This is a genomic window from Pseudoxanthomonas sp. JC1303, from assembly GCF_058448525.1.
Genome location: NZ_CP185958.1, coordinates 3,729,277 through 3,744,598, shown reverse-complemented (window position 1 = coordinate 3,744,598; position 15,322 = coordinate 3,729,277). Strand labels below are relative to the sequence as shown.

Sequence of the window (15,322 nt, the reverse complement as noted above, 5' to 3'; positions counted from 1 at the left end):
CCGCGGATCGCGGCCCTGAATGCAACACGGCCGCCCCGCTTGCGGCGGGACGGCCGTGGACTTCCACTGCGACCGGGTTGGCTTCAGGCGTCGGGCTGGACGGCCTCGCTGGCGCCAGTGCCCTCTTCGTCGATCGCGTCCAGCACGTCCTCTTCGATCGAGGCATCCAGGCGCTCGATGGCCTGCAGCTTCTCGTTCTTGCCCAGGCGGATGAGAGTGACGCCCTGGGTATTGCGACCCACGCGCGAGATCTCGGTCGAACGGGTCCGCACCAGGGTGCCGCCGTCGGAGATCAGCATCACCTCGTCGCTGTTGCCCAGCAGCAACGCGCCGACCAGCTTGCCGTTGCGGGCATTGGTCTGGATGCCGATCACGCCCTGGGTGCCGCGGCCCTTGCGCGGATACTCGGCCAGCGGGGTGCGCTTGCCGTAGCCGTTCTCGGTGGCGGTGAGGATGTAGCAGCCGGCCTCGTCCTGGGTGGTTTCCAGCACGGTCTCGTCGCTGGCGACCTCTTCAGCGGTGTCATCCTCGGCCTCGTCGGCGCTGGCCGCGCGCTCGGCCACGATCAGGCTGACCACGTCCTCACCCTTGGCCAGCTTGATGCCACGCACGCCGGTGGCGGTGCGGCCCATGGAGCGTACCGTCTCTTCGCCGAAGCGTACGGTCTTGCCGTTGGAGGCGAACAACATCACATCGCGCTCGCCGTCGGTCAGGGCCACGCCGACCAGCGCGTCGCCCTCGTCCAGGTTAATGGCGATCTTGCCGCGCGCCAGGCGGAAGGCGAACTCGGTCAGCGGGGTCTTCTTGACCGTGCCGTTGCGGGTGGCGAAGAACACGTAATGGCCCTCGCTGTACTCGCGGATCGGCAGCACCGCCTGGACCTGCTCGCCGGCTTCCAGCGGGATCCAGTTGATGATCGGTCGGCCGCGCGCGTTCGGCCCGGCTTCGGGCAGCTGGTGCACGGCCAGCCAGAACACCCGGCCCTTGCTGGTGAAGGTCAGCAAGGTGTCATGGGTGTTGACCAGCCACAGCTGGTCGATGAAATCCTCGTCCTTCATCGAGGCCGCGTTGCGCCCGCGCCCACCGCGCTTCTGCGCGCGGTAGCTGCTGGCCGGCTGGCGCTTGGCGTAACCGGAGTGCGAGAGGGTGACCACCATGTCTTCCGGCGCGATCAGGTCCAGGATGTCCAGGTCCTCTTCGCTCTGGCGGATCTCGCTGCGGCGCGCGTCGCCGAACTCGGCCTTGACGTTGAGCAGTTCCTCGCGGATCACTTCCTTGAGCACGTCCGGGTTTTCCAGGATGCGGATCAGGCCGGTGATGGACTCCAGCAGTTGCTTGTATTCCTCGGTGAGCTTTTCCTGCTCCAGCCCGGTCAGGCGATGCAGGCGCATCTCCAGGATCTGCTGGGCCTGGACCTCGGTCAGCTGGTAGCGGCCATCGATGAAGCCCACGCCCTTGGGCAGGTCCTCAGGGCGCGAGGCCTCGGCACCGGCGGCGCCGAGCAGCGCGCCGACCATGCCCGGTTCCCAGGACTTGGCCAGCATGCGTTCGCGGGCCTCGTTGGGATTGGCCGAGGTCTTGATCAGCTCGATCATCTCGTCGATGTTGGCCAGCGCGACGGTCAGGCCTTCGAGGATGTGGGCGCGGCCACGGGCCTTGCGCAGCTCGAAGATGGTCCGTCGGGTGACCACCTCGCGGCGGTGGCGCACGAAGGCCTCCAGCATCTGCTTGAGGTTGAGCAGCTGCGGGCGGCCGTCGACCAGGGCCACCATGTTGATGCCGAACACCGACTCCATCGGCGTCTGCGAATACAGGTTGTTGAGGACCACCTCGGCCGACTCGCCGCGCTTGACCTCGATGTAGATGCGCATGCCGTCCTTGTCGGACTCGTCGCGCAGCTCGCTGATACCTTCGAGCTTCTTTTCCTTGACCAGCTCGGCGATCTTTTCGATCAGCCGTGCCTTGTTCACCTGGTAGGGAATCTCGGTGACGATGATCGCCTCGCGACCGGTGCGGTCATCGACCTCCACGTCGGCCTTGGCGCGCATGCGCACGCGGCCGCGGCCGGTGCGGTAGCCGGCGATGATGCCGGCGGTGCCGTTGATGATGCCGGCGGTCGGGAAGTCCGGGCCGGGGATGTATTCCATCAGCGCATCGATGTCGATCAGCGGGTTGTCGATCAGCGCGATCAGCCCGTCGATCACCTCGGTGAGGTTGTGCGGCGGGATGTTGGTGGCCATGCCCACCGCGATGCCGGCCGAGCCGTTGACCAGCAGGTTGGGGATGCGCGTGGGCATCACCGACGGCTCGAATTCCTTCTCGTCGTAGTTGGGCACGAAATCGACGGTTTCCTTGTCGATGTCGGCCATGATCTCGTGGCTGAAGCGCGACATGCGCGCCTCGGTGTAGCGCATGGCCGCCGCGCTGTCGCCGTCGACCGAACCGAAGTTGCCCTGCCCGTCGATCTGCAGGTAGCGCAGCGAGAACGGCTGGGCCATGCGCACCAGCGTGTCGTAGACCGCGCTGTCGCCGTGCGGGTGGTACTTACCGATCACGTCACCGACGATACGGGCCGACTTGTAGTACGGCTTGTTGGCGTGCGCGCCAAGTTCGTTCATCGCGTACAACACGCGGCGATGCACCGGCTTGAGGCCGTCCCGGACGTCCGGGAGGGCGCGGCCCACGATCACGCTCATGGCGTAATCGAGGTAGCTCCTGCGCATCTCGTCTTCGAGGTTGACGGGGATGATTTCCTTGGCGAGATCAGCCATTCGAGGTCCGTGCTTGTGTTCGGTACGTCGGGCCAAAACCCGGGCCGCCACGGAGCCCGCGGCAGATGGATTTTGGAGGGGTTTTCAACCTCGGAATTGTAGCACGCGGCCGCCTCCCGATGCCGGGTCGGAAGCTGTCTGAATCAAGCACTTGCGCGTGGAACACCACAGCGCGCGCCCACTTTCGACGAAGGTTCCACCCTGCTGCGGGCGCGCTTGGCGCATGCGGTGTTGTCAAGGCGCTGCGCAGCAGCGTTGAAAGCCCGCCGTCAGCCGAAAGCCGCGCGCATCTTCTCGGTCGTGGGCTGCTCGACCACGCCCTTCTCGGTCACGATCGCGTCGATCAGGCTGCCCGGGGTGACATCGAAGACCGGGTTCCAGGCCTTGATGCCCTCGGCCACCGTGCGCACGCCACCGATGCCGTGCAGTTCGCCCGGGTCGCGCTCCTCGATCTCGATCGCCTCGCCACTCGCGGTGTCCATGTCCACGGTCGAGGACGGCGCCACGACCATGAACTTCAGCCCGTGGTGGCGCGCGGCGATGGCCAGCTGGTAGGTGCCGATCTTGTTGGCGGTGTCGCCATTGGCGCAGATGCGGTCGGCGCCGACGATGACCCATTGCACCGCGCCGGTCTTCATCAGGTGCGAGGCCGCCGAATCGGCAATCAGGGTGGCGTCGATGCCGTCCTGCTGCAGCTCCCAGACCGTCAGGCGCGCGCCCTGCTGCCACGGGCGGGTCTCATCGGCGAACACCTGGGTCACGCGCCCCTGGGCCACGCCGGCGCGGATCACGCCCAGCGCGGTGCCGAAGCCGGCGGTGGCCAGCGAACCGGTGTTGCAGTGGGTCAGCACGCCGCTGCCTTCGGCGATCAGCGCCGCGCCCAATTCGCCCATGTGGCGGTTGGCGGCCAGGTCCTCGGTGGCGATGGCCTCGGCCTCACGTTCGAGCACCGCCTGCCAGTCGGCGCCGGCGGCCTGCAGCACACGGCGCATGCGCGCCAGCGCCCAGGCCAGGTTGACCGCGGTGGGCCGGGCGGCGTTGAGGCGCTGCAGGGCCGGCTCGAGCTTCTGCGCGGCCTGCGCGCCGTCGGCGGCCTCAATGTCCCGGCCAGCCAGGACCGTGCCCCATGCCGCGGCAATGCCGATGGCCGGCGCGCCGCGCACGGCCAGGGCATGGATCGCCGCGGCGACCTCGTCGCTGGTGGCGCACACCACGTGTTCGACCTGGAAAGGCAGCTTGCGCTGGTCGAGCAGTTGCAGGGCATCGCCCGTCCACAGCAGGGGACGGATGCGGTCGTAGCGGGCGTAGTCGAAGGTCTCGTTCATCGGCGCATTTTACCTGCGCCGGCCCGGCAACTCAGCGGACCCGGAACAGCCCTCGGCAGCCGCCATCCACCCACACGCCCTGCGCGTCCCAGCCCCAGGTGCTGCCCTCGACGCACTTGGTGTCCGAGATCTGGCGCAGCAGCGTGGCCGGCGGGCTGCTGACCTCGATCGGGCAACGTCGCCGCGCCTGGTCTTCCGACTCGCAGCGCACGACCTTGTGCCGTGTATCGAACATCCCCCCATCGTCGTCGCCGGCGCCGCTGATGAACTCGCCGCGGCATCCATGGTCCACCCACACCCCGAAGCGCCCGTAATCCCAGGTGCGCCCCTTGATGCAGGGCATGTTGGACAACTGCTTGGTCAGCCGGACACCGGCCGACGCATCCACGTCGCAGTACTTGAGATCCTGGCTCTTGGACTCGCACTTGAAGTGCACCACCGGCACATCGTCCAGCGTGCGCTCGTGGCCGCCAAGCAGGTTTCCGACCGTCGCACATCCAGACAGGACCATCAGCAAGCCGCCCAGCGCGCCCCACCCCAGCTGTCGCATCGGTCCTTTCACATTCCCCTGCACGATACGCAAACTCGAAACTCCGGGCCGGACAGCATGCCAACACAATCAGGTGTTTACGGTCCGTGTATTCCCGGCGTGTGTCAGGCCCGCGCGAAGTCGAACGCCAACACCTCGGCGATGCTGGAAGTTTCCAGCATCGCCATCAGCAGCCGATCCATCCCGACCGCTACGCCCGCGCAGTGTGGCATGCCCGGCAGGGCGTCGAGCAAGTGCCGGTCCTGCGGTGGCTGAACGAGCCCACGGGCCGCGCGGCGCGCGTTGTCGTGGGCAAAGCGTGTGCCCTGTTCCACCGCGTCTTGCAGCTCGTGATAGCCATTGGCGAGCTCCACCTGGCCCAGATACAGCTCGAAGCGCTCGGCCACCGGCGGGTCGTCCGCGCGGATGCGCGCCAGCGCCGCTTGCGACGCGGGCCAGTCATGGACGATGGTCAGCGTGTCGGCGGCAAAGGCCGGCTGCAGGTGGTGGGTGATCAGCAGGTCCAGCCAATCGTCGCGGCCCAGGCCATCGGGATCGATCCGACTGGCGGCCAAGGGCGCCTGCAGTTGCTCCAGCGTGGCGCTGAACGGGTCCAGCCCCAGCCCGCGCAGGAACAGTTCACGATAGCTCAGCGTTTCCACGCCAGCGCTGCGCCCCACCAGGGCCAGCGCCTGCTGCACCAGTTCCACGGTCTCCTCAGCCAGGCGCAGGTGATCCCACTCGACGCGATACCACTCGAGCATGGTGAACTCGGGATTGTGACGCCCGCCGGCCTCGCCATTGCGGAACACGCGGCCCAGTTCATAGCAGTCGCCAAGACCGGCGGCCAGCAGCCGCTTGAGCGGATACTCCGGCGAGGTCCGCAGCCAGCGCGTAAGCGCCCCGGCGCTGACGTGGCCCGTGAATTCGGTCGTGAAGCTCTCGATGTTCGGCTCGGTGTTGCCGGCCTGCGAGAGCACCGGCGTTTCGACCTCCAGCACCTCGCGCCGGGCGAAGAAGTCGCGCACCAGCGCGTTGAGCCGCGCGCGCAGGCGCAGCACCTCCAGGGTCGCGCTGGGCTGCCAGTCGGCAAGCGACCAGGCCGGTTCAGGAGCGACGACATCCGATATTCCTTCCACCACGACAAGACCGCCTGAATCGTTGTTGTTGTTGCTATTGTTGCTGTCGCCCCCTCTGCCCCGCCTGCGGGGGAGAGGGCTGGGGTGAGGGGGCTGCTTCTCCGGCCGCTGCTCCATATTCACGGCATGCCAAATCGCCTCAAGCACCGCCTCGGTCCGGCCCAGCACGTCGTCATTCCAGAACCGCAGCACCCTGAAGCCGCGTGCCTCCATCGCAGCCGTGCGCTGTGCGTCCGGTGCAGTCTGTTCAAGATGCTGGCTGCCATCCAGCTCCACGACCAGACCAACCTCGATACAGGCGAAATCCGCGATATAAGCGCCGATGCGATGCTGGCGACGGAACTTCACGCCCAACTGGTGGTTGCGCAGGCGCTGCCAGAGCCGGTGCTCGGCTTCGGTCTGCGCGCGACGCAGGCGCTTGCTGTGATCCATGCAAGCCCCCCCTCACCCCAACCCTCTCCCCCGCATGCGGGGGAGAGGGGGCGGAAACAGCCGGACCCGAAAAGCCCGAGGCGCCAGCGACACGCTCATGCGTGCTGGTCCAGAAACGCCAGCAGCGCCGCCTCGTCCCAGATCTCGATGCCCAGGTCCTGTGCCTTGGTGAGCTTGGAGCCGGCCTCGCTGCCGGCCACGACCAGGGAGGTCTTCTTGGACACGCTGCCGGTGACCTTGGCCCCCAGCGCTTCGAGCCTGGCCCCGGCCTCGTCGCGGGTCATGGCTTCCAGGCTTCCGGTCAGCACCACGGTCCTGCCGGTCAGCGGGCCGGTCTGCTCGACCGCCTGTTGCGGGGTGATGGCGTCGAGCCGCTGCAGCGCAGCGCCCGTCTCCAGCAGCAGTTGGGCGTGGTCGTCCGCCTCCAGCCAGGCGACCAGGGCCGCGGCAGTCTCCTTGGGCAGGCCGGCGGTGACCAGGGCCTCGGGTGCGGCGTCAACGATGTCGGCCACTGCGGGCATGGCCGTGGCCAGGGCGTCGGCGCGCAGCTTGGTCAGCTTGGGAATTTCCAGATCGGCCAGCAGCGTGGCCAGGGTCAGGCCCTCGCGCAGCAGGCCGCTGGGCGGATGCACGTCGGTGATCTCCACGCCGCGCGAAAGCAGGTCATCGATGGCCTGCTGGTTACCGGCCTGCTGGAAGAACTTGCCCAGCGAGCGCGCCACCCCGCCGCCGATGTCCGGCACGCGCTTGAACACGGGCCACGGCAGGCGGCGCACGATCTCCAGATCGCCAAACCACGCGGCCAGCGCCTTGGCCGTGCTTTCGCCCACATGCTCGATGCCCAACGCGAACAGGAAGCGCTCCAGCGTGGTGTGCTTGCTCTTTTCCAGCGCGGCGATCAGGTTCTCGGCCCACTTGGTCGCGATCTTCTTGCGGTTCCAGTCGAAGTCCGGCAACCCGGTACGCAGCAGGTCGGCCTGCCAACCCGCTGGCGCCTGTTCGGCTTCGCCCCGCACGGTGGCCAAGGTCGCTTCGAGCCTGGCGTAGGCGCCGCTGGCCAGATGCTCGCGCGCGTCACGGAGGAAACCTTCCGGCGTCTCGGCGCCGGTGACCACACGTAGCTGCAGCAGCAGGTCCAGATCGAGCGAATACAGATCGGCCACGCCCTGCACCACGCCGGCGTCGACCAGCAGCTCGATGAACTTGTCCCCCAAGCCATCCACGTCCATCGCCCTGCGCGAGACGAAGTGCGCGATGGCCTCCTTGCGCTGGGCCGGGCAGCTCAGTTCGCCCGAGCAGCGCCACACCGCCGCGCCTTCCTCGCGCACGATCTCCGAACCGCAGACGGGGCACTGGGTCGGCATCTGCCAGGCCTGGGTGCCCTCGGGCCGGCGTTCGACGATGACGCTGACCACTTCTGGAATCACGTCGCCGGCGCGTCGCACGATGACCGCGTCGCCCACGCGCACATCCAGCCGCGCGATCTGGTCGGCGTTGTGCAGCGTGGCGTTGGTGACCGTCACCCCGGCCACCTGCACCGGCGCCAGGCGTGCCACCGGCGTGGCCGCGCCGGTGCGGCCGATCTGGATCTCGATCGCCTCCACCGTGGTGGACTGCTCCTGCGCGGCGTATTTGCGCGCGATCGCCCAGCGCGGCGCGCGCGAGACGAAGCCCATTTCGCGCTGGCCTTCGGCATCGTCGAGCTTGTAGACCACGCCGTCGATGTCGAACGGCAGCCCGTCGCGCCGTTCCCCGATCTCGCGCGCATAGGCCAGCAGGCCGTCCACGCCCTCGACGAGCCGGGTCAGGTCGCTGACTGGAAAGCCCCACTCCCGCAACTGCTTCAGCACGCCCGAATGGCTGTCCGGCAGCGCCCCGCCTTCGACCGCGCCAGTGCCATAGGCGAAGAACGCCAGCGGACGCTGGGCGGTTATGCGCGCGTCCAGCTGGCGCAGCGAACCGGCCGCGCCGTTGCGCGGGTTCGCCAGGACCTTGCCGCCATGCAGGCGCGCCTGTTCGTTGTAAGCCTCGAAAGCCGCGCGCGGCATGTAGACCTCGCCGCGCACTTCCAGCACCTGCGGCCAGCCGCTGCCGCGCAGCTTGAGCGGGATCGCCTTGACCGTGCGCAGGTTGGCGGTGACATCCTCGCCCGTCGCCCCGTCGCCGCGCGTGGCGCCCTGCACGAACACCCCACCCTCGTAGCGCAGGCTGATAGCCAGGCCATCGAGCTTGGGCTCGGCGGAAAACACCAGCGTGTCGCGGCCCAGGCGATCGGAGATGCGGCGCACGAACTCGCGCACCTCGTCCTCGTCGAAGGCATTGCCCAGCGACAGCATCGGCATCGCGTGGCGGACCTCGGCGAATCGGCCCGAAGCCACCGCGCCCACGCGCTGGGTCGGCGAATCGGGCGTCACCAGCTCGGGATGCGCGGCCTCCAGTTCGTCGAGCTCGCGCAGCAGGCGGTCGTACTCCGCATCGGGAATGTTGGGCTCGTCCAGCACGTGATAGCGGTAGCTGGCGTCGTCGAGCTGCTGGCGCAGCGCGGCCGCGCGGGCGGCGGGGTCTTGGGCGGCGTGGGTCATCGGCCGATTTTACGCAAGCTACCCGGCTGTCGCCCGGTGCCTTAAAGAGGTCACATCGCCTCCTTGATGCCGGCGCGGATCAGCCAGGCGTTGACCGGGTAGGCCACCATGAAGCCCGCGCACATGGCGAACTGCATCATCCACCAGAACACCGCGCCGTCCTTGGGCAGCGCCTCGGGCGACCACCAGACGAACAAGGCCAGGGCCATGAAGCCGTACATGCCGACCTGCCAGGCCAGCAGCGAGGCGGTATCGGCCTTGATCGCGGCCACCAGTCCGCCCTTGAGGCCGAGCCCGCGCATCGGCGCGATGGCGAAGTACTGGAAGACGATGCCGATGACGTAGGCCAGCAGCAGCGCCACCAGCCAGCCGCCGAAGACCTCGTTGCCCCACAGCACCAGCGGCCAGCGCGCGGTGGCGCTTTCGGCAATCACATCGGCGAGCACGCAGCCGGCGCCACAGTGGCTGGCGCCCAGCGCGATCGACTGCCAGCGCGGTCGCTGGGGGTGATGCATGGGCGAGTGTCCCCCTGCTTGCCCGTCATCGTGCGGCTTGGCCCCGCGCTTCATCCCCCGCCCGAAGGCGAAATACGCTAGCAGGCCCACCGGACCGGCCCACAGCATGGTCAGCGGCCAGACCGCCTCCATGATCGCCATGTGCTGTCGATAGCCCGCCACGAAGATGTCCACGACCACCACGAGCACGCACGCGGCGGCCAGCAGCAACGAGGCTAGGCCCCAGGGCGAAAGTGCTTGGACAGACACGGCAGGCTCCCAGACAAACAAGCCCCATGCTGGGGCCCGCCACGCCAACGCAGTGTCGATGTCCTCAGTTGCGGCTCACACCGCACGGACGGCGAACTTCGGAACGCAGCGCAAGCCATGTCTGGTGCGACGTCAAAACGATCCGACACCCCGGCACGCGCAAGCCTGCCAGCCCGCGCGCCCTCCCTGCGCCCGCTTACCAGCGCGGCGCCTTGCTCAGCGGTGGCGCCTCGTGCTGCCGATCGTAGCCGCGCAGTTCCTCGCGGATGTGCTGGATGCGCTGCCGGCCCAGCGCATTGCGGCTGTCGTCCAGGACCACGCCATCGAGCAGCTCGGCCATGCGCTGCACATTGGGCAGCATCATTTCCCAGGCCTCCAGCGCGGTCATCGGCGCCGGCAGGGTCAGGAAGAAGGCGATCGCCGGGGTCTCCAGCTCACGGATCGCGCCCATGTCGAAGCTGCCCGGCTGCATGATGTTGGCCATGCTGAACACCGGCCCGCGCTCGGGATGATGTTCGATCAGCCGGTGGAAGACGTTCATGTGGCCGAAGGTCAGGCCGGTCTTCTCGGCGGCCACGACGATGTCTTCGCCACGCAGCATCTGTCCGGCCTTGGCCGCGACGTAGAGCGAGATGATCTTGTCGAAGTCCTGGCCCGGCCGGCGACCGAGATCTTCACCGGCGGCGGGATCGCGCAGGCCCAGGTCCTGCTGCACGCCCGTTTCGCCAACGGCCTCCGCGGCGGCCTCGTCCCCGAGGCTGGGTTCGACCCGGGGCTGCTCGCGATCGCCTCGCTCCAGGCGCCGTCCCTGCGAGGGCTTCTTGGGCTTGCCGAACAGCAGCATCGCGCCGATCAGCAAGGCACCGACGACGGCAATGCCGATCCGCAGCATCCAGACATCGGACATCAGGCGCTCCTTCCTTCAAACAGGCGCGATGGTGACATGCTCAGGCGGCGCCGGCCAGACGCGAGGCTTCGGCCAGGTCCACCGAGACCAGGCGCGAGACGCCCGGCTCGCGCATGGTCACGCCAGAGAGCTGATTGGCCGCCTCCATCGTCGCCTTGTTGTGGCTAACAAACAGGAACTGCACCTTCTCGCTCATCTCCTTGACCATCGCGGCCAGGCGGCCGACGTTGGCTTCGTCCAGCGGCGCGTCCACCTCGTCGAGCAGGCAGAACGGCGCGGGGTTGAGCTGGAAGATCGCAAACACCAGCGCCACCGCGGTCATCGCCTTCTCGCCACCGGACAGCAGGGTGATGCTGGACACGCGCTTGCCGGGCGGGCGGGCCATGATGGCCACGCCGGTGTCGAGCAGATCCTCGCCGGTCAGTTCCAGATAGGCATGGCCGCCGCCGAACAGACGCGGGTACAGCGCCTGCACGCCGGAATTGACCCGGTCGAAGGTCTCCTTGAAGCGGCCACGGGTCTCGCGGTCGATCTTGCGAATGGCTTCTTCCAGCGTCTCCAGTGCCGCGGTCAGGTCGGCGTTCTGCGACTCCAGGTATTCGCTGCGGGTACTGGCCTCGCCGTACTCGTGGATGGCGGCCAGGTTGACCGGCTCCAGCCGACGCATGCGGGTGTCGATCTGGGCCACGGCCGCTTCCCACTCGGCCGGATCGGCCACCTCGGGCAGGGTCTCGATCACCGCCTGGAGGACGAAGCCGGCCTGCTCCACCGCGGTGGACAGCTGCTCGGCCTTGAGGACCAGTGCCTGCTGGTCCAGGCGCCGCTGGGCGATGGCCTCGCGCTGGGCCAGGGCCTGCTCGTCGCGCTGCTGGCGGGTCTGCTCGTATTGGCGCAAGCCGTTGTCGATGCCATCCAGCGCGGTGCGCGCCTCGGTCAGCACGCGCTCGGTACGCACGCGCTCGGCCAGCGCGTTCTCGCGCTCGGCCTCCAGCGAGACGATCGGATCGTCGTCGCCGCTGAGCTGGGCGGTGATCTCGCCCAGGCGCGAATCCAGCTGCCCGCGCTGCCCGCCCATGCGATCCAGGCTCTGGGTCAGCGAAGCGATCTGGGTGCGCTGGGATTCCAGGGTCAGGGCCAAGGCGTGGGTGGCCTCACGCGTGGTCCGCGCCGCCTCGCGCGCGCTGTCGCGAGCACTGGTCAGCGCCTGGCGCTCGGCATCGAGCTGGCGGCGTGCGTCCTCCTGGTCGGCCATGCGGGTGACCGCGTCCTCCAGGCGCAGGCGCGCCTCGGCGGCCTGGTCGCGGGCTTCCTCCAGCGCACCCGACAGCTGCGCCAGTTCGCCGTCGATACGATCGATGCGGTTGCGCGCGGCATCCACCTTGCCCTGCTGGCCCTGCAGCTGGCCGGCCAGCTCGGACACGGCGCGATGCGCCTGGTAGAGCACACGCTGGGCTTCCTCGCGCGCCTGTTCGGCGGCCAGTGCGGCTTCGCGCAGGCTGCCCACCTCATCCTCGGCCTGCGCCTCGCGGGCCTGCAGATCATCGATCTCCGCACGCAGGGACTGGATCTCGCGTTCGCGCAACAGCGCGCCCTGGCGGGACGCACCGGAGCGCTGGACATGCACCCAGCCTTCGCCCAGGCGCTCGCCGGCGCGGGTGATGACCGCATCGCCCGCCGGCAGCGAAGCCAGCAGCGCGCGCGCGGCGGCCAGGTCCTCGGCCGCGTGCAGGCGCGACAGCAGCCGGCGCACGGCCAACGGCCCCTGCACCTTGGCCGCCAACGAAGTCGGCGCGAAGGTCTCGCTTCCCTGTTCCGGCGAGACCAGGGCAATGCGGCCCTCGCCCAGGTCGGCCAGGGCTTCGACAAGCGACTCCGGCGATTCGACCAGCACGCCCTCGATCAGTCGGCCCAGGGCGCCTTCCACGGCGTTTTCCCAGCCGGCCTCGACAGTCAGCGACTCGCCGACGCGGCTGGCCGAATCCAGCCCACGCGCCTTCAGCCACGCCACCGCCGCACCCTGCTCCTGGCCGAGGGCGGCTTGTTGCAAGGCCTCCAGCGAGGACAGTCGGCCGCGCGCGCCCTGGGCCTGCTTGCGCACCTCGGCCAGTTCGGCCTGCAGCGCGCGCTGGCGTTCGCTCACCCCATCGACGGTCTGCTTGCGCTGGTCCACCGCCTCGGTGAGTTCGTCCAGCGACGCCTTCTTGACCTCGTGCTGCTCGTACAGCGCCTCGTAGGCCTCGGCCAGGGATTCCAGGTCCAGCCCGGCGCGCTCGGCGGTCAGCGATTCGCGGCGACGGTCGGCTTCCAACGACTGGCGGTCCAGGTAATCCACGCGGGTGCGCTCGACCTCGCCAGCGCGCGAGGATTCGGCGGTGGCGCGGTTGTGCGCCTCCCAGCGCTGCTGCCAGTCGGCCAGCTTCGCTTCGGCCTCGCGCAGCGCGTCCTGGCGCATGACATCGTCCTCGCGCAGCTGTTCGAGCTGCGGCTCGGCTTCCTCCACCGACGCGCGCAGCACGGCCAGGCGGGCGCTGTCGCTGTCCATGTGCGTGCCCAGCTCGGCCAGCTGCGCCTGGGCCTCGGCCTGGGCCTTGACTAGGCGGCTGGAGAGGTCGCGCTGGTGCTGGATCTGCTGTTCGATGCGGGCCAGGTTGCTGGCGACCTGGTAGACGTCGGCCTGCGCCTTGTTGAGGACCTCCACGGCTTCCTCGCGGCGCACGCGGTCGCCTTCGATCTGGGCCTCGGCCTCGCGCTGCTCGGCGATCAGTTGCTGCAGGCGGGTCTCCTCCACCGACAGGCCTTCGCGCAGCCCGGACAGTTCGCCGTCGAGGCCGCGGTATTCCAGCGCCTTCCACTGCGCATCCTTGACCCGGCGTTCTTCCTGATAGGTCTGGTACTGCTCGGCCTGGCGCGCCTGGCGCTTGAGATGCTCGAGCTGCTTGTCCACTTCCTCGCGCAGGTCGGTCAGGCGCTCGAGGTTCTCGCGGGTGTGGCGGATGCGGGTCTCGGTCTCCTTGCGGCGCTCCTTGTACTTGGAGATGCCGGCGGCTTCTTCCAGGTACACGCGCAGGTCCTCGGGACGAGCCTCGATGATCTGGCTGATCATGCCCTGCTCGATGATCGAGTAGCTGCGCGGCCCCAGGCCGGTGCCCAGGAACAGGTCGGTGATGTCGCGCCGACGACACTTGGTGCCGTTGAGGTAGTAGTTGCTCTGGCCGTCGCGACTGACCGTGCGCTTGACCGAGATCTCGTTGAAGGCGGCGAATTCGCCGGAGATCGTGTGGTCGGAATTGTCGAAGATCAGCTCGACGGTGGCCTGGGACACCGGCTTGCGTGCCGAGGAGCCGGAGAAGATCACGTCGGTCAGCGAGTCACCGCGCAGCCGGCTGGCCGAGCTTTCGCCCATCACCCAGCGCACCGCATCGATGATGTTGGACTTGCCGCACCCGTTGGGACCGACCACGCCGGTCATGTTGGTGGGCAGGTGCAGCGTGGTGGGATCGACGAAGGACTTGAAGCCGGCGAGCTTGATCGTGGACAGGCGCATGCGACGTTGGATTCCGGGGGCAGCGGCGACGCACTCCATCGCGCGCGGCCTGAGTGAGGATCAGGATGACATCTGGCGCGCAACCCGTTGAATAATTTTACGAATATGGCACGCGCGCCAGTCGCCAGCGACCAGTATAACGGGCGCCACGGACGTGGGCCGACCCGATGTCGGGCCTCCTCCGCCGCGCTCGTCGGCGCGCGGCCAGATCAGCGCACGGCCAGGCTCAGCCCGGTCTCGGGATCGAAGGCGTGGAGGCGATCCATCGGCAGTGCCAGGGCCACCCGCTCCCCCACTTCCGGGGTGCCCTGCGGCGGGACGCGCGAGATCAGCAGATCCTCGCCGAAGCGCAGATGCAGGAACGCCTCGTTGCCCACGAACTCGATGCTTTCCACATCGGCCTGGAACGCGGTCTCCCCGTCGCGCGCCGGTTGCAGGTCCTCCGGGCGCACGCCCAGCACCAGATCGCGCCCGGCATAGCCGGCCAGCGCCGGCGTCAGCGCGCCCAACTGGACCTGGCGCCCGTCGGCCTGGACGAGCTGCGGCGCTTGTCCCACCTCGAGACGGCCATGCAGGAAGTTCATCGCCGGGCTGCCCAGGAAGCCGGCGACGAACAGGTTCGCCGGCCGGTCGTACAGCGCCTTGGGCGTGTCGATCTGCTGGATCTGTCCATCCTTGAGCACCACGATGCGCTGGCCCAGGGTCATGGCTTCGACCTGGTCGTGGGTGACGTAGATCATGGTGGTGCACAGCTGCCGGTGCAGCTTGGAAATCTCGGTGCGTACCGAGTTGCGCAGCTTGGCGTCCAGGTTGGACAGCGGCTCGTCCAGCAGAAACACCGCCGGCTCGCGCACCAGGGCCCGGCCCAGGGCCACGCGCTGGCGCTGGCCACCGGACATGGCCTTGGGCAGCTTGTCCAGCATCGAGGTCAGGCCCAGGGTCTCGGCCGCGGCCTTGATGCGTGTGTCGATGGTGGCCTTGTCGTGCTTGCGCAGCTTCAGGCCGAAGGCCAGGTTCTCGGCCACGGTCATGTGCGGGTACAGGGCGTAGGACTGGAACACCATGGCGATGTCACGGTCCTTGGGCGCCACGTCGTTGACCACCCGGTCGCCGATCTTCAGCGTGCCGCCACTGATCTCTTCCAGCCCGGCGATCATCCGCAACAGCGTGGACTTGCCGCAGCCGGAGGGTCCGACCAGCACCATCAACTCGCCGTCGGCAACCTCGAAGCTGGCCCCGTGCACGGCCACCTGGCCGTTGTCGTAGACCTTGCGGACCTGATCCAGCTGCACACTCGACATCGTTGCTCCCGTGGCGTCAAAAGATTGC

At 68.5% G+C, this 15,322-nt stretch carries 9 protein-coding genes and 1 pseudogene; all 10 read right to left on the bottom strand.

Annotated elements, in window-relative coordinates; translation table 11 throughout:
• Window positions 1-83 precede the first annotated feature (83 nt).
• On the bottom strand, window positions 84-2,771 hold the full coding sequence (gene gyrA / locus ACORQU_RS16735; RefSeq protein ID WP_491642191.1) for a DNA gyrase subunit A: 2,688 nt from the start codon (window positions 2,769-2,771) through the stop codon (window positions 84-86).
• A gap of 269 nt (window positions 2,772-3,040) precedes the next feature.
• Entirely contained in the window at window positions 3,041-4,096 is a 1,056-nt protein-coding gene (mtnA, locus tag ACORQU_RS16730; protein ID WP_491642190.1) for an S-methyl-5-thioribose-1-phosphate isomerase, read from the bottom strand.
• Between the two features lie 31 nt (window positions 4,097-4,127).
• Window positions 4,128-4,646, bottom strand: coding sequence for a DUF3011 domain-containing protein (locus tag ACORQU_RS16725; protein ID WP_271646055.1), 519 nt, complete (start codon window positions 4,644-4,646; stop codon window positions 4,128-4,130).
• A gap of 104 nt (window positions 4,647-4,750) precedes the next feature.
• Window positions 4,751-5,755 carry an EF-P lysine aminoacylase EpmA gene (gene epmA / locus ACORQU_RS16720; protein ID WP_491645158.1) on the bottom strand — a complete coding sequence of 335 codons (1,005 nt, stop codon included), beginning with the start codon at window positions 5,753-5,755 and terminating at the stop codon, window positions 4,751-4,753.
• A gap of 141 nt (window positions 5,756-5,896) precedes the next feature.
• Window positions 5,897-6,196 (bottom strand): annotated as a pseudogene (locus tag ACORQU_RS16715) (endonuclease domain-containing protein); the annotation flags it as partial.
• 95 nt (window positions 6,197-6,291) lie between these two features.
• Entirely contained in the window at window positions 6,292-8,778 is a 2,487-nt protein-coding gene (ligA, locus tag ACORQU_RS16710; protein ID WP_491642189.1) for an NAD-dependent DNA ligase LigA, read from the bottom strand.
• A gap of 50 nt (window positions 8,779-8,828) precedes the next feature.
• Window positions 8,829-9,542: a DUF4396 domain-containing protein gene (locus ACORQU_RS16705; RefSeq protein WP_491642188.1), complete on the bottom strand. Its 714-nt coding sequence runs from the start codon at window positions 9,540-9,542 to the stop codon at window positions 8,829-8,831.
• A 196-nt stretch (window positions 9,543-9,738) separates the two neighbouring features.
• The gene (gene zipA / locus ACORQU_RS16700) at window positions 9,739-10,449 is read right to left on the bottom strand and encodes a cell division protein ZipA (protein ID WP_271646058.1); all 711 of its coding nucleotides are present in this window, start codon (window positions 10,447-10,449) and stop codon (window positions 9,739-9,741) included.
• Window positions 10,450-10,489: 40 nt separating this feature from the next.
• Complete coding sequence (gene smc, locus ACORQU_RS16695; protein WP_491642187.1) at window positions 10,490-13,993, bottom strand: chromosome segregation protein SMC; 3,504 nt, start codon at window positions 13,991-13,993, stop codon at window positions 10,490-10,492.
• A gap of 209 nt (window positions 13,994-14,202) precedes the next feature.
• Complete coding sequence (locus ACORQU_RS16690) at window positions 14,203-15,294, bottom strand: ABC transporter ATP-binding protein (RefSeq protein WP_491642186.1); 1,092 nt, start codon at window positions 15,292-15,294, stop codon at window positions 14,203-14,205.
• Window positions 15,295-15,322 lie beyond the last annotated feature (28 nt).